We start from the raw sequence: 18,250 nt of genomic DNA on the forward strand, positions 1-18,250 counted from the left end.
ATCGCCCTCCGACCCGCGGTTGTTGTATCCGCTGCAGCTGGTTGTTGTCGCCGCCACCGCGCCGCACTTGGGATGTCGGACAGCGGTTTTCGGCCGCTTGCCCGGAACCTTCGGGGTTTTCAGCGATAGCACGGGCAAAGAGATTAGGGTGACAAATGGGCACGCCCCTTCGGCGGCCGCTGCTTCCCTGCAGAACGCGGAAAGTGAAAGGTCTTAAGACACACGATGAAATTTGTGCTGGCAAGCTATGGAACACGCGGCGATGTCGAGCCTTGCGCCGCTGTGGGCCGTGAACTGGCCCGCCGCGGGCACGACGTGCGCCTGGCTGTCCCACCCGATTTGCTCGGTTTCGCCGCGGCGGCCGGGCTCTCCGCGGTCGCCTACGGGTTAGACACGCACGTCATGCTGGGCGCGCACCGCAACTTTTGGCGGGATCTGTTCGCCAACTTCTGGAGGACACGGGATTTGATCAGGGTGTGGCGCGACGCTTGGGAGCCCGGCAGCCGGTGCTGGGGGGAAATGAGCGCGACGCTGGCGTCGCTGGCGGACGGGGCCGACCTGCTGTGCACCGGCATGGCCTATCAGGATGTGGTCGCCAACGTCGCCGAGTATTACGGCATTCCGTTGGCCACGCTGGATCACGCGCCGCTGCGGCCCAACGGCCAGCTCCTGGCGCCGTTGCCACCTGCGGTGGGCCGCTTGACGATGACGGTGACCGAGCGGCTGGTGGGTCGCATCTGGCGGAAAGCCGAAGACGCGCAGCGCCGTGAGCTGGGGCTGCCGCGGGCAACCGGCCCCGCCCCGCGGCGCGTCACCGAGCGCGGATCGCTGGAAATTCAGGCCTATGACGAGGCGTGCTTTCCCGGCCTGGCGACCGAGTGGGCGAAATTCGACGGCCGGCGGCCCTTTGTGGGCGCCCTGACGCTGCAGCTGCCCACCGACACCGATGCGGAGATCGCCTCGTGGATCGCCGCGGGATCCCCGCCGATTTACTTTGGGTTTGGCAGCATACCGGTGGAGTCACCCGCCGGTACGCTGGCCATGATCGCCGACGCCTGCGCGCAGTTAGGCCAGCGGGCGCTGGTGTGCGCCGGCTGGAGCGACTTCAGCAACGTCCCCCATGTCGGGCACGTCAAGGTGGTGGACGCGGTGAATCACGCCACGGTTTTCCCGGCCTGCCGCGCGGTGGTGCACCACGGCGGCGCGGGCACCACGGCCGCGGGCCTGCGCGCTGGCGCCCCCACGCTGATCCTGTGGCTGCTGGGTGAGCAGGCCCTGTGGGGAGCGGCGATCAAACGGCTGCAAGTGGGCACCGCGCGGCGGTTTTCGAGCACCACCCGGGAGTCGCTGCTCGCGGATTTGCGCACCATCTTGGCCCCGCGGTGTGCCGCGCGGGCCCGTGAGATCGCCACCCGGATGAGCACACCCGCCGACAGCGTCGCCGCAGCCGCTGATCTGCTGGAGGATTTCGCTCGTTCGTGGCGTGCCGGCTGATCGCCCCCGCATATCCTGGTTTTCCCGGGGCAGCCGGGGTGACCGCGGCGACGGCCGTGGTCGATGGCGGATGAGACGAGCGGACATGGACCGAGACACCGCACGCGCGGGGACGAGTGCGGCGACGTATGACGCGCTTGTCGTGGGGTTCGGAGCCGCCGGCTCGTGGGCCGCCAAGGAGTTAACGGAGGGCGGCCTGCGGGTTGCCCTGCTGGAGGCGGGCAGAAACCTGAACACCGCCTGTTGATTTTCCTCCGGGTGCACAGCCGATCGTGACGGGGATTACGCTCCGGGTCAAATCGGCGATCCGGGGTCAGCATGTTCAGGCACGATGCTCATCTTTTTCCGAGATCACCAAACAGTTTTACAACCGGCTCGTGCGCACGTTAACGGGTGACGGTAGCGAGGGTTGCGCTGGGAGCTAGCAGCCCTCGTCCACCAGCGCCTGAGCATGGCCCGGGTCGTCGAGGCATTGGCGATGTCGTGAGACAGCGCCACCAACGCGGGGCTCGCCGAAGGCCAGCGAGCACTCATCGCTGATCGGCCCGCTTCGACGGCGTGGCGGTGATCGGGGTCGGTGGGCACGTGTGGTGCCTTACCCGCCGTGGCGGCACTTACGTGCTCGTGAGGGATAAGACCGATCCGGCCAAGACTCTTGGAAATGGTTGAGGGCCGCTGGAAACGAGCGTTTCAGCAGTGACTTGCCAGCGTGAGCAGTCCAGGCGTGACCAGCTGGAAGTTGTTGTCATGTATGGATTTTCTGAGTTCAAGACCGCAACCGCAGACAAGCTGCTGCCCGACGCGGCACGGTGATAGACCCCTGCCATGTGATCCTGTTGGCCGGCGACGTCCTCGAGAAGTGCCGGCGCCGCATCCAGCTGGCCACCTGCGGGCACCGCGGCCGCAAGACCGATCCGCTCTACCGTTCCCGGCGCACCCTGCGGAGCGGGGCTGATCTGCAAACCGACAACCAGAAAGCCCGGCTGACGACCTTGTTCACCGTCGATGCCCACGCGGAGGTCGGAGCTACCTACACGAGGTATCAGCGCACCGGGCCCCAGATCGTGCGGTTGGGCACTGAGGAGACTACGCCCGGGCACACGCATTGGTCATGTCGCACGATGGCCAAGCATGTGGGTGTGACTCATTCTGCAGTACAACGCATTTAGTCCGGCTTGGGCGTCAAGCCGCACCTTTAAGGTGTCCACCGATACCAAATTCGAAGACAAGCTCGTCGATGTCGTCGGTCTGTATCTGAATACGCCGGAGAAGGCGATCGTGTTGTGTATGGATGAGAAATCCCAGATCCAGGCCCTGGATCGCACCCAACCATCACTGCCGATGGTGCCGGGACGAGCGGGGCACCATGACTCATGACTACAAGCGCAATGGCACCACGGCCTTGTTCGCCGCGTTGGACGTTTTGACCAGCACAGTGATCGGCCAATGCCTTCCCCGGCACCGCCACACCGAGTTCATCAAGTTCCTCAACACGCTCGACCGCGCAGTCCCCGAGGGACTGCAGGTCCATCTGATCCTGGACAACTACAGCACCCACAAGCACACCGAAGTCGATCGATGGCTGAAGCGGCACAAGCATTTTCACTTCCACTTCATCCCGACCTCATCATCATGGCTCAACCAGGTCGAACGCTGGTTTCATGACCTGACCGACAAGAACCTGCGCGGCGGAATCTTCGCAAGCGTGCCCGACCTGATCGCCAGCATCGAGTCATACCTCAACGCGCACAACACCGATCCCAAGCCCTACGTCTGGACCGCCACCGCCGAATCCATCCTCGCCAAAGTCCAGCGCGCACGCACCAAACCCGAACATGTAGTTAAGTGGCTTTTCTGACGCTTCCGTGGGCCGGTTGTTGATGTAAGGGGCGCACGTCGTTGTGGCTTAAGGTTTCTGGCTTGTGGAAGGTCAGGAACCAAAGGAGCCAACAACGACGTGCGCAATGTGAGGCTATGGCGTGCGCTGCTGGGTGTCGACCAGCGCACCGTGATCGAAGACATCGAGTTCGAGGAGTTCGGGCAGGAAGACGCCGACGGCGACACGCTGGTGGTGGCGCGGGTGCGGCCGCGAAGTGGTGTTTCGCGCCGTTGTGGCCGCTGCGGTCGCAGGGCGCCCTGGTATGACCGGGGTGAGGGTCGGCGCCGGTGGCGGGGCCTGGATTGGGGCACGATGCAGGTGGTGCTGGAGGCCGATGCGCCGCGGGTGAACTGCCCCGCCCATGGGCCTACGGTGGTGGCGGTGCCGTGGGCGCGCCACCATGCCGGGCACACTTTGGCCTTTGATGACACGGTGGCCTGGCTGGCGGTGGCGTGTTCGAAAACCGCGGTGTGCGAGTTGATGCGGGTCGCCTGGCGCACCGTAGGGGCGATCGTGGCGAGGGTGTGGGCCGACACGGAAAAGAGGATCGACCGGTTTGCGGGTCTGCGTCGGATCGGCATCGATGAGATCTCCTATAAGCGTCACCACAAGTACCTCACGGTGGTGGTTGACCACGACAGCGGCCGGCTGGTGTGGGCCGCCCCGGGCCGCGACACCAAGACGCTGCGGCGGTTTTTCGACGCTCTGGGCGCCCAGCGGGGCGCGCAGATCACCCATGTGTCCGCCGACGCGGCGGAGTGGATTGCCGATGTGGTCGCCGAGCGCTGCCCGGGCGCGATCCGCTGCGCAGATCCGTTTCATGTGCTGGCCTGGGCCACCGAGGCGCTGGATGCCGAGCGGCGCCGGGCCTGAAACGACGCGCGGGCGATCGCGCGCGGCGAGCCCAAATGGGGCCGTGGTCGCCCCAGCAGGAACACCGCGCCGCGGCCGGGTCATGAACGAGCACGGCGGCTCAAAGCCGCCCGCTACGCGCTGTGGAAAAACCCCGAAGACCTCACCGAACGCCAAACCGCCAAACTGGCCTGGATCGCCAAGACCGACACCCGGCTCTACCGCGCGTACCTGCTCAAAGAGGGCCTGCGGCATGTGTTTTCGGTCAAAGGCCAGGACGGCAAAGACGCCCTCGACAAGTGGATCTCCTGGGCGCGGCGCTGCCGCATCCCGGTCTTCGTCGAGCTGGCCCGCCGCATCAAACGCCACCGCGAGGCCATCGACGCCGCCCTCGACCACGGCCTGTCCCAAGGATTGATCGAATCCACCAACACCAAGATCCGCCTGCTCACCCGCATCGCATTCGGATTCCACAACCCCGCCGCGCTGATCGCCCTGGCCATGCTCGCCCTCGGCGGCCACCGCCCCACCCTGCCCGGCCGCGGCTAACACCCCTCCACCAGGGCACCCCTCGGGTTCCCTATCTCAGACGTCGCCGATTCTGCGCTACCCGCTCGTCGGTGTCCATGTCGTTCCGCCTCGCTGCGCCCGGGGGCTCCACATGGACACCTCCCACCCGGGCAGCGCTACAGGCAACTATCGCGGAAGCGAGCACAAACGAATTCAACCACCAGATCACGGCCCCGAATCGGCCCCACCCACCCACGGATACGTCAGGGGGGCCCGGATTCCGCAACCTCACCAACTATATCGCACGATCCCTGCTGGAAACCGGCGGCTTCAAACTCCAACTACACCGTGATTCATGAAGAGCCAGTTAAGGATCGACTTAAGAGCCGATGGTACCGCTATTGGGTTAAACTTGCCTACGGCTGAGCCCGGTACCTATGCGGCCTCGTGTCGGATGACCCATAGGGGACGTGAAAAGGCGGGAATATGCGATGAAATTTGCGCTGGCGTGCTATGGAACTCGCGGCGATGTCGAACCCGGTGCGGCCATCGGTCGTGAATTGCTGCGCAGAGGGCACGACGTGCGCATGGCGGTCCCGCCGGACCTTGTGGGCTTCGTCGAAGCGGCCGGAGTTGCCGCGGCTGCTTACGGGCTTGATACGCAAAAGTGGCTCCACGAGCAGCGTGACTTCTGGAGGATCGTATACCGCCACTTCTGGAAGATCCATGATCTGAGGAGATCGTGGCGCAAAGCCTGGAAGCCCGCGACGGAATGCTGGGCGCAGATGAACACACCGCTGATCTCGTTGGCGGAGGGCGCCGATTTGTTGGTCACCGGCTCGGTTTTCGAGGGCGCCGCTGCTAACATCGCGGAGTATTACGCCATCCCGTTGGCCACGGTTCATATTTACCCGGCGCGGGCCCATGGCCAGTTTTTGAAACGCCTCGCAGGGTCGCTGGGCGAGCGGCTGGTTTGGCACATGTGTAGAAAGGTCGATGATGCGCAGCGCCGTGCGTTGGGGCTGCCGAAAGAGGCGCGGCCGGTGTCGCGCCGGATCAGCGAGCGCGGATCGCTGGAAATCCAGGCCTATGACGAGGTGTGCTTTCCCGGTCTGGCGGCCGAGTGGGCGAAATTCGATGGCCAGCGGCCTTTTGTGGGCGCCCTGACGCTGCAGCTACCCACCGATACCGATGCGGAGATCGCCTCGTGGATCGCCGCGGGCTCCCCGCCGATTTATTTCGGGTTTGGCAGCATACCGGTGGAGTCACCCGCCGATACGCTCGCCATGATCGCCGAAGCCTGCGCGCGGTTGGGCCAGCGGGCGCTGGTGTGTGCCGGCTGGAGCGACTTTAGCAACATGCCTGATCTCGGGCATGTCAAGGTGGTGGGCGCGGTGAACTATGCAACGGTTTTTCCGGCCTGCCGCGCGGTGGTGCACCACGGCGGTGCGGGCACCACGGCCGCGGGCCTGCGCGCCGGGGTTCCCCAGTTAATCCTTTGGACATTGCATGACCAGCCAACTTGGGCTGCACGGATCAAGTGTTTGAAAGTTGGTTTTGGGCGGCGCTTTTTGTCTACTACCTCAGAATCCCTGGTCGCGGATCTGCGCACCATCTTGGCCCCGCGGTGCGCCGCGCGGGCCCGTGAGATCGCCACCCGGATGAGCACACCCGCCGATAGCGTCGCAACCGCTGCCGATCTGCTGGAGGATTTCGCTCGTTCGTGGCGTGCCGGCTGATCGCCCCCGCATATCCTGGTTTTCCCGGGGCAGCCGGGGTGACCGCGGCGACGGCCGTGGTCGATGGCGGATGAGACGAGCGGACATGGACCGAGACACCGCACGCGCGGGGACGACTGCGGCGACGTATGACGCGCTTGTCGTGGGGTCCGGAGCCGCCGGCTCGTGGGCCGCCAAGGAGTTAACGGAGGGCGGCCTGCGGGTTGCCCTGCTGGAGGCGGGCAGAAACCTCGACCTCGGCCATGATTTTCCTGCCGGCGCCGGGGCGGGTGCGATGGGCATCGTGGGGCGCGTGCAATCGGCGCTCCGGGGTCAGCACGTTCAGGCCCGCTGCCCCTCCTTTTCCCAGGCCACCAGGCAGTTTTACGTCAGCGACAAAGACAATCCCTATACGACGGCGCGGGGCCGCACATTTTTGTGGTTTCGCGGCCGCCAGCTGGGTGGTCGCCTGCACACCTGGTGGCGACACACGCCGCGCATGTCCGATTACGAGCTCAAAGCCGCGAGCCTTCGCGGCGACGGCCTCGACTGGCCGCTGTCGTATGAGGAGCTGGCGCCCTACTACGACATTGTCGAGCGGGCGCTCGGCGTCTATGGCACGCCCGCAGGCATTCCCAACTGCCCCGACGGGCAGTTCATCGGGCCCGCGAAAACAACGAAGCTCGAAGAAGCCTTCTTGACCAAAGTCGAGAAACTGCTTCCCGAGGTCCACGTGACGTACGCCAGGAAGGTCAAATACGACAACGGGAGGATTCCCCTTCCCATCAGGCACGCGCTGGCAACGGGGCGCCTCGAGATTCTTACCGACGCCGTCGTGAGCCGACTGCTGATCGACGCGCGCTCGGGCAGGGCGACCGGCGTTGAATACGTCGAGCGCTTGACGGGAGATACCCGGGCGATCCGGGGCAAGGTCATCGTGCTGTGCGCGTCGGCGATCGAGAGCGTGCGGATCCTGCTGAACTCACGATGCCCGAAACATCCCGCGGGTGTCGGCGGCTCATCGGGTCATCTGGGCCACTATCTGTGCGACCACATTTCCTACACGCAGGCCGGACCTGTGTCCGAGGGAGACGTCGAGCCCGCGTTCGGCGAGGACGGGTTCGATTTTGCCGGAACCGGGCTATACATTCCGAGCTTTTGTGAAAAGCGGTCCACGAGCTTTCCCGGAGGCTACGGCATTCAAATCGCGATCGGCCGGGGCGCGCCGAGGTGGATCATGAGCGCATTTGGCGAAATGCAGCCCCGATACGACAATCACGTCTCCCTTGACCCGACCGTCAAGGATGCCTGGGGGATCCCCGTCGCCAGAATCGAGTGTAGTCATTCACCGGGTGACATCGAGATGGTCGCGCACATGAGGCAGACCCTTCCCGAGATCGCGGTCGCCGGCGGTCTGCGGATCGCCAAGCACGGCAACCCCGATCGCTGGAACATCCCCCTAAGGTGGCTTCGGTCCCTGCTGCTCGCCGACTACGGCGCCATGTGGCCCGGAGGGGCCGTTCACGAGACCGGCGGCGCCCGCATGGGCGATAAGCCCGACACCTCGGTGCTGAACCCCTACTGTCAGTGTTGGGATGCCGACAACGTGTTCGTGACCGACGGCGCCTGCTTCGTCTCTCCCGGATTTCAGAATCCTGCGCTCACGATCATGGCTCTCACGGTTCGGGCATGTCGCTACATCGTCAATGACTATATGAAGCGCCTGAGCTAACTGGACCATTATGGACTACCAAACGGTTTCCGGGATCGACAAGCCGGTGTCGCGAATCGTCGTGGGCACCGACCGGTTGCACCGCGGGCGGCTGCCGTGGCCGCCTAGCAGAACCCGGCAGCAGCAGGCGTTCTCGCTTTTGGATCGATCATTTGAGCTGGGATGCAACGCATTCGACACGGCGCGCATCTATTGGGGCAGCGAACGGATGCTGGGCGCCTGGATGCGCCGGCGCCGCAACCGTGACGAGGTTGTGGTCATCAGCAAGGGATGCCACCCGCACCTGCTGTCAGGACATCCGCGGCTCACGGCGTCTGAGCTATCCCACGACTTGCATGCGTCCCTCAAGGCGCTCGGCACCGAGTACATCGATTTGTACCTGCTTCACTACGACGACCCCGCGGCCCGGGTGGAACCGATCATGGAGCGGCTCAACCGCCATATCGACGAGGGCAAAATCCGTGCGATAGGCGCGTCGAACTGGTCCCACCAGCGAATTTGCAGCGCAAACGCTTTTGCCGCCGAGACGGGCTTGAAACCCTTTAGCGCCTCGAGTGTGCAATTCAGCCTCGCCGAGTGGGCGCGCGCCCCGTGGCGCGGTGCCGTCACCCTGGGAGGAAGCCAGCAGCATTGGGCGCGGGAATGGTATTTGTCGCACCGGCTGCCGGTGTTCGCGTGGTCAAGCCTTGCCCGTGGATTTTTTTCCGATCACTACGATCCGTCAAATCCGGGCGCCAACCGGGTGAGCCGTTGGTGCACAACCTACTTCGGAACCGACGAGAACATCCAAAGGTTAAAGCGCGCACGGATGCTCGCCCGTGAGCATCATGTCAGCGTCGCGCAGGTCGCGCTCGCCTACGTGCTGCGCCACCCGCTTGGAGTCTTTGCCGTGGTCGGTTGCACGTCGGTGGAGAAGGTAGACGACAACGTGGCCGCGCTGTCGCTGAAACTCGACGACTCCACCCTGCGCTGGCTCGCCACGGGGCAGGCCGGGCAATGACGACCGGCCGCAACCGCGAACCTGCACCGCAGGCGGGGCCGGCGCCCGGCCCGCCGGGAGTGGGTGCAGCGTATCGTTGCCGTGGCGGTGCCGAAGGCGGTGTCACGAACGGTGGGTCATCTCACGGGTGCTCGGTGGTTTTTCCAGGAGATCGCGATCAGCGCTGTCGCGTACGCAGCGCGGTTTGCGCTGATTCGACGACTTTCCGCGCGCGCAGAGATACATCTGTTGCGCAAAGTTCTAGAGCGAACGGCCGCGCCCGGGCCAGCCGGCGAAGCGATGGGTTACCTGTTCCAGAACCATGACCCCGGCCTGTCTGCAAAAGACATCTATCGAGCTGTTTTCTCTTCAGAGCGGTTCCAGCAGGGCTATCAAAGCCAAATGGGCCAAGATATGTTTTTGAATCGGTGGTATTTCAAGAACCGGGGACCCGGTTTCTTCGTCGACGTAGGGGCCTTCGACGGAATTTTGGGCAGCAATACGTATTACTTTGAAAAGAAGCTGCACTGGAGGGGCATCGCGTTCGAGCCGAATCCGTCCGCATTTGACGTTTTGCGAACCACTCGATCATGTCAGTTGATCCGGGCCTGCGCGTATGAACGGGACGGTCAGATCCCCTTCCTGGCGCTCTCGGAGAAACGGGTGCGCAAACGCAGTGAATCCCCTCCGTTGGTCAGCCAGCTGTCGATGGTATTCGACTCGACCCACGGGGGTGCGATGCTCAGTGGAATCCCCGAACACATGAACCAGCTTCAGTGGGTGCAATCAATACGTAAGCCGTTGCGGCTCAACCAAACTCTAACTACAGCGCCGTGTCGGCGCATCGACAGCGTGCTCAAAGATTTCGGTGTGGACGTCGTCGACTACCTATCAGTCGACGTAGAAGGCGCCGAACTGGAAGTGCTGCGTGGCATCGACTTCGGCAGGGTGCAGGTCAACATTGTAGGCGTCGAGCACAATGACCGATTTCCGCAAGTCTATGATCTGCTGACAAAATCTGGATTCGAATACCAGGGCCTATTGTTTTTTGACGAGATTTTCGTGCACAAAAACCTCCGGTACTCGTGGGACGTCTAGCAAAGGACACAGCCATGTCCCGTATCGATGCCGCCAAGGCGCGTGGACGCGGCTTTTTGCTCTCCTCCATGCGCGCCTGCGTCGCGCAGGATCGCCTTCCATGGATCGCCAAATATCTGTATGTGATCGGATGCCAGATGCTGCTTGCGGCGCCCGACGTCGGGGCGGACGAGACGCCGCTGGTGTCCGAGTACGGGACAAAGTTTGTCGCCGGACCGGGCAGGTTCTGGCTGCACTCAGTTCTGCGCTACCGCGGGGTGTGGGAGCCGGCGCTCTCGGAATTCATTCTGCGGCACGTGCAGGAAGGCGATGTCTGTGTCGACGTCGGCGCCAACATCGGTTATTTCGCTCTCCTGTGCGCCCAGCGAGAGGGGCCTGCTGGCAAGGTCATCGCAATCGAGGCCGCACCCCATACTGCGCAACGCCTGCGCGCCAACTTGGCCCTCAATGGCGTCGCCGGCATCGTCGACGTCATCGAGGCGGCATGCGCCGCACAGCAGGGAGAACTCACGTTTTACCTGCATCCCCACAATGACGGGTGGTCTCAGCTCAGCCCACCCACCCGAGGGCGCTACCGGTTCATGATGGGCAAGACCTGGATTCCCGTGACCGTGGCCGCTGACACGCTCCCCTCCATCGTGGGCGCGGACGCTCAGCGGGTGTCCCTCATCAGGCTTGATATCGAGGGGGCGGAGGCGGCGATCGCGTCCCAAATCGTGGCCGGGTTCACCCATCCCAGGCTGGTCCTGGCCCTCGAGGTGATGCCGCCGATCGACGCCACGTTGATGCCGTTTCAGGAACAGGGTTCTACATCTATGACCTGCATAATGACTACCACTGGGCGTTCGAGCGCACGGTGCCGGCGATCACCGAGGCGGCCTATAGCGATTTTTATCGTCGTGCCGGAGCCGACGTGCTCCTTAGCCGGCAGCCGCTTACCCTGGGCTAGCTTCACGCTAGCGTGACGCACACGGTTCGCTGATCCCCGGTGCCGCAGGGCTGGGACACCGCGCCCAAAAGCCAGCTCGCCGTGACCATCTCGGCTTCTGCGATCACTTCTGCGCAAACGCCCAGACCCGACTTCCGCAGTTCGTAGGCATATTTCGGGGTAGCGCGGAGCGATTGTGCTGGTAGGAGGCTTGCAGAGTCACCGAAACGGCGGATTCGTGTAGGCACACGAGTTCTGGCGTGTCGCTGGACTTCACCAGCGAATATGTGCTAGCAGTGTAGGGGTGTACCTGCGGGAGACGAAGCGGCGCAACCGCGACGGGTCGACGGTGTCGTATCTGCAGCTGGCGCACAGCGAACGCCATCCGGTCACCGGGGTGCCCTCGGCGAAGGTGATCCACAACTTCGGCCGCGCTGACACCGTGGACCGCGACGCGCTGGCCCGACTGGTCGCCTCGATCTCGCGGTTCCTCGACCCGGCACAGGCGATCGCGGCCGCGCACACCGGCGAGATCGAGATCTTGGACTCGCGCCGCTTCGGCGGGGCATGGGTGCTCGACCAACTCTGGGACCGGCTGGGTGTGGGCGCGGCGCTGCGCCGGGTCGCCGCGGACCGGCGCCTGGACGCCGCGACCGTGGAGCGGGTGCTGTTCGCGCTGGTGGCGCAGCGGGCGCTGGAACCGGGCAGCAAGCTGGGCGCCACACGGTGGGTCGCCGAACGGGTCGCGATCGCCGAGTGCCCCGGGTTTTCCGATGACGCGGCGTATCGGTCGATGGACTTTTTGCTCGCCGCGCTAGGCGAGATCGCCGCGCAGATCTTCGATTCGGTCGCGCACCTGCTCAACCTGGACGTCGACATCGTCTTCATCGACACCACCTCCACCTACTGGGAGGTCGATGTGCCCGACGAACTGGCCGACCTGGCCCCCGAACCCGAGGTCGACGACGGCACCGCGAAAGCGGTCGAGCGGGCCGCGCGCCGGTTCGGCAAGTCCAAGGACCACCGCGACGACCGGCCTCAGGTGGTGATCGCGATGGCGGTGACCCGCGACGGAATCCCGGTGCGCTGCTGGACCTTTCCCGGCAGTGAGAGCGATCAGCGGATCATCCGCACGGTCAAAGACGATCTGGGATCGTGGAATCTGCACCGGCTGGTGTGGGTGGCCGACGCCGGGTTTGCTTCCGCGGCCAACCGCGCCTATCTCACCCGCGGCGGCGGGCACTACATCCACGCCGAGAAGCTGCGCCACACCAACGCCGAGGCCGCCGACGCGCTGGCCCGCCCCGGCCGTTACCACGACGTGGCCGACAACCTGCGGGTCAAGGAGATTCGGGTGGCACCCGGCGGCGGCAACAACGAGGGGGTGCGTGCGGAGCGGTTCGTGGTGTGCCACAACCCGGATGCCGCCGACCGTGACGCAGCAGTGCGTGAGCGGCTCATCGAGCACCTCTCCGGGCTGATCGATGGCTCGGACGCCTGGCCGAAACGCAAGCGCGACGAGTTCGTCGGCTCCTTGAAGGGCAAGCCCGGGCTGCGCAGGCTGTTGCGGCGCACCAAGACCGGGCTGCTGCGCATCGACCGCGCCGCCGCCCAACGTGAAGCCCACTACGACGGCAAGTGGCTGCTGCGCACTTCCGACCTCACGCTTACCGCCGAGGATTTGGCCGCCGCCTACAAGCAGCTGCTCGCGGTGGAACGCGGCTGGCGCGACGCCAAGAGCTCGCTGGGGCTGCGCCCGGTCTACCACCACCGCGAGGACCGCATCCGCGCTCACGTCCAACTGTGTTGGCTGGCACTGCTTCTCATCCGCGTCGCAGAAACCCGCACCGGCGACACCTGGCGCAATCTGCGCCACGAACTCGACCGCATGCACCTGGTCACCTTCGCCACCGCCGACGGCCGCGTGGCGCAACGCTCCGCCCTCACCGGCGATCAGAAAACCATCCTCGCCGCGCTCGACCTACCCGAACCACCCAAGTACCTCGACTTCACACCCGGCATCGACGCCGCCGTCGCCGACTGACGAACCCCGCCCGGATCGCTGGCGTCGTGTAGTAACACGACCCAAATCGGCTCATCCCACGTTTGCGCTAGTAAACGCCCAAATCCGGCGATCCGTGTGCCCACTATCTGCGGAAGTCAGGCCAGACCGAGACCGGAAAATCGGGTTCGTTGCGTAGCGAATGCCACCACGGCTTATACCAAGCCCAGCGGGTAAAATTGGCGCGGACGCAGGCGCGGTTCCCCCAGGAACCGGTGCGAATCCGCTCCAAATCGAAGCCACACTCGGCAAGAAAGTATCGGACACCGGTTTCGGTCCAGCGCGAACAGTCCAGCGGCGCGTTGTGAACCCGGATCAGAAAGGGCGTGGTCATCAAGAAGTGACCGCCGGGGCGAAGCATTTGATACACGTGCTTTCCGGCACGATATGGCCACAGCAGGTGCTCGAACACCTGCTCCGCGATGATTAGGTCAAACTGCTCGCTCAAGATAGACGAGCAGATGTCGAATTCGGGATAGTGAACCGAGCGGTACATCTTGAACTGCTCGATATGACCCCAGTAGTCACCGGACAGCTCCAGCACGCTGAGCCGGCGTGGCTGGATACTTTGCACCAGCTTATGGGTCTCGCGGTTCATGACGATGCGGGCCCAATGGGGTGACACCAGATAATTCCCGACCGGCCCCAGCCGGCGTAGCAGGCGCGTTGACAACGCGTCACCGGGCGACGCCTTGACCGAGGCCGACGCCGGCAGCTGCCGCCCGCGACCGGCTTTGTGAGCCGTGTGTTCGCCCAAGTCCCCCACGGTTGCCCCTCGTCGTTGTCGCTCTTTCTTGCCTCTTCGCTGCCACGCGGTGCCCTACTAAACATTAACCTCTGGGCGTCGGAGGAAGCGACCAACTGCCCGGTTGCGCAATTCGCCGCATCTTGCGGCTGCGAGCGTTGGAAAGCGCTTGGCGCCTTGGCTATGCTGCGCGTTGCGGCAGCACCTCTTAGACCGTATGTGGTGACTGCTCGCGGAGTGGAGTAGTGGCTGGCCGGGGCCTCGCTCACGCAATCTCGTGGTTACCGAGCGCGGTTTTGTGCTCGGCCTTTCCGACAGGTGCTGGGCTTGACCACGTTTGGTGGGCACCGGGTCAGGCGGCTTGTGCCGTCTGAGTGAGTCGGTCTTCGAACTCGACCGGCCTTATCATAGCGAGGACCGAATGACCTCTGCGTCGGTTATAGACCCGCTCGATCCAATCACCGGCGGCGGGCGTGGCGGCCGTCTTGGTCGGCCACAGGTATCGGTCGTAGAACTCGACTTTCAGTGTCGCTCAGAATGATTCCTGCTGAGCATTGTCCCAGCACAGCGCGGTGCGGCCCACCGAGCGGGCCAGGTTGTGCTCGCGGGCCAACCGCGCGAGCTGTGCTGAGGTGCACTGGCAGCCGCGATCGGCGTGCACCACGACCTGCTGGGCGAGCTCGCCGCGCATCGCCACAGCCATCTCCACGGCGGCCTGCACCAGATCGGTGTGCAGGCAATCGTGGCTGCCCCAGGGATCACCCGCTGCGAGTAATTGTCGCGGACGGCGCATCGATAAAGCCAGTCCTCACCGGTGCCCAAATAGGTGATATCGCTGGTCCACACCTCGGCGTGCCTCCCGCTTTCTGGACTGCGGACCAAATAAGGTCCGATCCGGAAAGGACGAGGGGAATTGGCCTGAGTTTCGTGACGAGGTTGCGAGGCTGGTAGTCGAGTCGAATCGGTCGATCGCGGAGGTTGCGCGCGAATACGGGCTGAACGAGACGACTGTTGGCGGCTGGGTAAAGAAATACCGGGCCGCGCACGCCGCTGATGAGCCGCCGCTGGAATTGGCCGAACGCGCCCGGTTGCGGGAACTCGAACGCCGTACTCGGGAACTGGAAATAGAGAACGCGTTCCTGAAAAAAGTAGCGGCGCGCTTCGCGAGGGAGCCACGGTGACCGAGAAATTCGAGTTCATCGATGCGAAGCGCGCCGCCGCTAAGCAAGGCGCAGGGCTTTCGACGGTTGCGCGGATGTGCGCACTGCTGAAGGTGCCCAAGTCCGGTTGCTCCCAGTGGTGGCATCGGCCGCAAAGCCTCACCCAACGACGCCGCGAGCCGCTCGCTGATAAGATCGCCACCTTGTTCGAGGCCTTCGGCGCCACGTGCGGCTAGCGGCGCATCCATGCCGAACTCGTCCGGGCCGGCGAACGGGTCGGGCCTGAGCTGGTTCGCAAGCTCGGGGTGAGATGGGCCTGACTAGGGCGCGGCCCCGACCGTTTCGCACCACCACCGAAGCGGACCCTAACGCGCCCGACACCGTAGAGCTGGTCAAGCGCGACTTCACTGCGCAGCAACCGGCAACCAAGCTCGTCGGCGACATCACGCACATCCGAACGTGGCAGGGCTGGTTGTATTTGGCTGTGCTGACCGACTGCGCTACCCGCGAAGTGATCGGGTATGCGAGGGCTGAGCACATGCGCACAAAACTCGTCGTGGAAGCGTTGCAGATGGCGATGCGCAACAGACGACTCGAACCCGATTGCATTATGCATTCCGACCGTGGCGCACAATATACGTCGGCGAAATACCGGGAGGAATTGGTCGAGCTGGGGTTGCGGCATTCGGTCGGGCGGACCGGCCAATGTGGGGATAACGCGCTCGCGGAATCGTTTTTCGCGAGCCTGAAGAATGAGCGGGCGCATCAGATGGTGTACCCGACCCGGAAGAAAGCGCAGGTCGATATTGCCAAGTGGATTGAACTGTTCTACAATTACCGACGAAGTCATTCCGCGCTCGGCTACCGGACACCGCATGAAGTCCGCACCGAGTACCTGAATTCACAGCTCGCCGCGTAAATGGACGCGAAATCCGCAGTCCGGAAAACGCGGGGCAGCCCACCCGGTTGAGGATCCCGGTGTCGAAGCGGCGCGTGAGCGGGTCTTTAGGCACCGCAGCATCCAGGTCAACCACCGTGGTGGCCGGCGCGAACCGGCGCGCACAGATCCCGGCCAAACCCCGCCGGCGCAGTGCGGCCGCCACCGTCTTGCGCGACACCCGCTCAGCCTCATCGCGCAGATCGGCCAGGACACGCGGGGCGCGCCATAGACGCCGTCAGAATCCTGGTGGACCTTGGCGAGCGTGGCATCCAACTCGGCGCGCCGCTGCTGAGCCTGGACTCGGTGCGCGCTCGCGGGATGTACGCCACTTGTAGTAGCCCGAGCGCGACACCTCCAGCAGCTCGCCCATCCGCTTAACCGTGTCGGTGGCCCGCTGCGCCTCGATCACCCACTAGTCTGCTACCGGTGCCGCTCGGAGACGAACAAGGCCGCGGCTTTTTCAAAAACTCACGATCCAAACGTAATTCGGCGTTCTTTTTACGCAGAGGCTCCAACTCAGCGCGTTCATCAGCATCGAACACCGCGCCAGTATCGCCAGCTTCGGCCGCTTGGCGTTGCAGGCGCACCCAACGCCCCAGCACTGGATCACCAACCCCGATCTCGGCGGCCACATGAGCAACCGGGCGGCCGGTCTCAACCACCAGGCGGGCAGCCTGCTCCCCAAACTCCGGGGTGTACTTGCCACGCTTGCCCGAGACACGGACATCCTTCCCGCGAGACCAGCAGTCCCACCAGTCAGGTGTCCACCATTAGGGGTCAACCCCATAACCACGTGATTGCGTGAGCGAGGCCCCGGCCAGCAACTACTCCACTCCGCGGGCAGTCACCACATACGGTCTAAGCATGCCCTAAACGGGAGAAATTCTCCAGAAGGTCAGCGGTGGTCGCAATGCTGACAGCGGGTTTGGTCATGCGGGTGGCGATCTTGCGGGCCTGGGCGACATATTGCGGGTGGAGGATGGTGCGCAAGTCCGCGACCAACGATTCTGGGGTACTGGTCGAAAAAGGCCGTGTCAACCCAATTTTTAGCCGTTTCACCGCAGCTCCCCAGAAAGGCTGATCGCCCCAGATCATCGAGAGGATCAACATAGGGACCCCGGCGCGCAAAGCTGCAGCGGTGGTACCCGCGCCACCATGGTGCACCACCGCGCGACAGGTTGGAAAGACAGTGGCATGGTTAACCGCTCCAACGACTTTGACATGCTCGAAATGAGGGACATTGCTGAAGTCATTCGCGCCAGAGCAAACCAACGCCCGCTCGCCAAGCTCCGCACACGCCGTGCCGATCATGGCAAGTGTGTCGGCCGGAGACTCGACTGGCATGCTGCCAAAACCGAAGTAAATCGGCGGTGTTCCCGCGCAAATCCATGACCCGATTTCCTCATCGGCATCCGTTGGCAATTCTAGCGTTAGCGGGCCGACAAAGGGGCGTCGACTATTCCATTTCGCCCATTCGGCGGCGAGTCCGGGAAAACATACCTCGTCGTAGGCCTGAATTTCCAGTGATCCGCGTTGGGTTAACCGGCGCGGCGCAGGACTGGTCGCCGCCGGCAGGCCCAGTTCACGGCGCTGCGCGTCTTCCACCTTTTTCCACATGCGCCAGACCAGCCACTCAACGACTTTCCGTGTGGTACGGTTCAGGAGCCGGCCATGGGCCCGCGCCGGATAGAAATGTAGTGTGGCCAGAGGGACATCGTAGTACTCCGCGACGTTGACAGCGAGCCCTTCAAAAACCAGACCGGTGACCAGCAGGTCGGCCCCCTCCGCCAGCGACACCAGCGTTGCGCTGGCCTTCTCCCAGGATGGGGCGAACGACTCCCAAGATTTGCGCCCCAACCTGATCAAATCCCGAATATTCCAGAAACGGCGGAATAAGCACGTAGAGAAGTCGCGTTGCGAGTCGAGCCACTGCCGCGTATCGGTGCCGTAGGCAACCGCTGCAAGCCCAGCCGATTCGACGAAGCAAACCTGGTCAGGTGCGACAGCCATGTGCACTTCATGGCCTCTGCGCAGCAGTTCCATGCCGACGGCCGCGCAGGGCTCGACATCGCCGCGACTTCCATAGCTTGCTAATACAAACCTCATCGAGAATCTGTGCCTCTCACTTATCGTGCGGACTCCACAAAATCAAA

The 18,250-nt window shown here is 64.0% G+C and carries 11 protein-coding genes and 5 pseudogenes; 12 read left to right on the forward strand and 4 right to left on the reverse strand.

Going from position 1 to position 18,250, the window contains the following annotated elements; translation table 11 throughout:
• The first annotated feature begins 225 nt into the window (after window positions 1–225).
• The 11 genes and pseudogenes from MSM1_RS14695 to MSM1_RS14740 all read left to right on the forward strand — a co-directional run bounded on the left by MSM1_RS14695 (window position 226) and on the right by MSM1_RS14740 (window position 13,234).
• The gene (locus tag MSM1_RS14695; protein ID WP_213443506.1) at window positions 226–1,494 is read left to right on the forward strand and encodes a glycosyltransferase; all 1,269 of its coding nucleotides are present in this window, start codon (window positions 226–228) and stop codon (window positions 1,492–1,494) included.
• Window positions 1,495–1,564: 70 nt separating this feature from the next.
• Entirely contained in the window at window positions 1,565–1,741 is a 177-nt protein-coding gene (locus tag MSM1_RS14700) for an FAD-binding protein (RefSeq protein ID WP_213443508.1), read from the forward strand.
• 580 nt (window positions 1,742–2,321) lie between these two features.
• Window positions 2,322–2,480, forward strand: a pseudogene (locus MSM1_RS23015) (ISL3 family transposase); the annotation flags it as partial.
• Window positions 2,481–2,552: 72 nt separating this feature from the next.
• Window positions 2,553–3,352, forward strand: a pseudogene (locus MSM1_RS14705) (IS630 family transposase); the annotation flags it as partial.
• A gap of 99 nt (window positions 3,353–3,451) precedes the next feature.
• Window positions 3,452–4,774 (forward strand): annotated as a pseudogene (locus MSM1_RS14710) (ISL3 family transposase).
• Between the two features lie 452 nt (window positions 4,775–5,226).
• Window positions 5,227–6,474, forward strand: coding sequence for a glycosyltransferase (locus MSM1_RS14715; protein ID WP_213443510.1), 1,248 nt, complete (start codon window positions 5,227–5,229; stop codon window positions 6,472–6,474).
• An 85-nt stretch (window positions 6,475–6,559) separates the two neighbouring features.
• Window positions 6,560–8,185, forward strand: a complete 1,626-nt coding sequence (locus tag MSM1_RS14720) for a GMC family oxidoreductase (RefSeq protein ID WP_213444477.1) — start codon at window positions 6,560–6,562, stop codon at window positions 8,183–8,185.
• A 10-nt stretch (window positions 8,186–8,195) separates the two neighbouring features.
• The gene (locus tag MSM1_RS14725; RefSeq protein WP_213443512.1) at window positions 8,196–9,185 is read left to right on the forward strand and encodes an aldo/keto reductase; all 990 of its coding nucleotides are present in this window, start codon (window positions 8,196–8,198) and stop codon (window positions 9,183–9,185) included.
• A gap of 63 nt (window positions 9,186–9,248) precedes the next feature.
• Window positions 9,249–10,262: an FkbM family methyltransferase gene (locus MSM1_RS14730; RefSeq protein WP_213443514.1), complete on the forward strand. Its 1,014-nt coding sequence runs from the start codon at window positions 9,249–9,251 to the stop codon at window positions 10,260–10,262.
• Window positions 10,263–10,276: 14 nt separating this feature from the next.
• Window positions 10,277–11,227, forward strand: a complete 951-nt coding sequence (locus tag MSM1_RS14735) for an FkbM family methyltransferase (RefSeq protein WP_213443516.1) — start codon at window positions 10,277–10,279, stop codon at window positions 11,225–11,227.
• A gap of 267 nt (window positions 11,228–11,494) precedes the next feature.
• Window positions 11,495–13,234: an IS1634 family transposase gene (locus tag MSM1_RS14740; RefSeq protein WP_213443518.1), complete on the forward strand. Its 1,740-nt coding sequence runs from the start codon at window positions 11,495–11,497 to the stop codon at window positions 13,232–13,234.
• 103 nt (window positions 13,235–13,337) lie between these two features.
• Here the strand turns inward: MSM1_RS14740 and MSM1_RS14745 are convergent, their stop codons facing one another.
• Together MSM1_RS14745 and MSM1_RS14750 are read right to left on the reverse strand one after the other, a co-directional pair.
• Window positions 13,338–13,925 carry a methyltransferase domain-containing protein gene (locus MSM1_RS14745; protein WP_236056401.1) on the reverse strand — a complete coding sequence of 196 codons (588 nt, stop codon included), beginning with the start codon at window positions 13,923–13,925 and terminating at the stop codon, window positions 13,338–13,340.
• Between the two features lie 604 nt (window positions 13,926–14,529).
• Window positions 14,530–14,790 (reverse strand): hypothetical protein, encoded by a 261-nt coding sequence (locus MSM1_RS14750; RefSeq protein ID WP_213443520.1) that lies wholly within the window; start codon window positions 14,788–14,790, stop codon window positions 14,530–14,532.
• 73 nt (window positions 14,791–14,863) lie between these two features.
• Here MSM1_RS14750 and MSM1_RS14755 point away from each other — a divergent pair.
• Window positions 14,864–16,076, forward strand: a pseudogene (locus MSM1_RS14755) (IS3 family transposase).
• Window positions 16,077–16,471: 395 nt separating this feature from the next.
• Here the strand turns inward: MSM1_RS14755 and MSM1_RS23020 are convergent.
• Window positions 16,472–16,795 (reverse strand): annotated as a pseudogene (locus tag MSM1_RS23020) (transposase); the annotation flags it as partial.
• A gap of 160 nt (window positions 16,796–16,955) precedes the next feature.
• Window positions 16,956–18,203, reverse strand: a complete 1,248-nt coding sequence (locus tag MSM1_RS14765; protein ID WP_213443522.1) for a glycosyltransferase — start codon at window positions 18,201–18,203, stop codon at window positions 16,956–16,958.
• Between the last annotated feature and the right edge of the window lie 47 nt (window positions 18,204–18,250).

The sequence above is a fragment of the Mycobacterium sp. SM1 genome (assembly GCF_018361265.1).
Classification (GTDB): Bacteria; Actinomycetota; Actinomycetes; order Mycobacteriales; family Mycobacteriaceae; genus Mycobacterium.

What these genes read in the sequence shown, in the direction of transcription:
- MSM1_RS14750 (WP_213443520.1), bottom strand. Translation starts at nt 14,790, where the DNA reads ATGCGCCGTCCGCGACAATTACTCGCAGCGGGTGATCCCTGGGGCAGC.
- MSM1_RS14720 (WP_213444477.1), top strand. Translation starts at nt 6,560, where the DNA reads ATGGACCGAGACACCGCACGCGCGGGGACGACTGCGGCGACGTATGAC.
- MSM1_RS14765 (WP_213443522.1), bottom strand. Translation starts at nt 18,203, where the DNA reads ATGAGGTTTGTATTAGCAAGCTATGGAAGTCGCGGCGATGTCGAGCCC.
- MSM1_RS14700 (WP_213443508.1), top strand. Translation starts at nt 1,565, where the DNA reads ATGAGACGAGCGGACATGGACCGAGACACCGCACGCGCGGGGACGAGT.
- MSM1_RS14735 (WP_213443516.1), top strand. Translation starts at nt 10,277, where the DNA reads ATGTCCCGTATCGATGCCGCCAAGGCGCGTGGACGCGGCTTTTTGCTC.
- MSM1_RS14695 (WP_213443506.1), top strand. Translation starts at nt 226, where the DNA reads ATGAAATTTGTGCTGGCAAGCTATGGAACACGCGGCGATGTCGAGCCT.
- MSM1_RS14725 (WP_213443512.1), top strand. Translation starts at nt 8,196, where the DNA reads ATGGACTACCAAACGGTTTCCGGGATCGACAAGCCGGTGTCGCGAATC.
- MSM1_RS14715 (WP_213443510.1), top strand. Translation starts at nt 5,227, where the DNA reads ATGAAATTTGCGCTGGCGTGCTATGGAACTCGCGGCGATGTCGAACCC.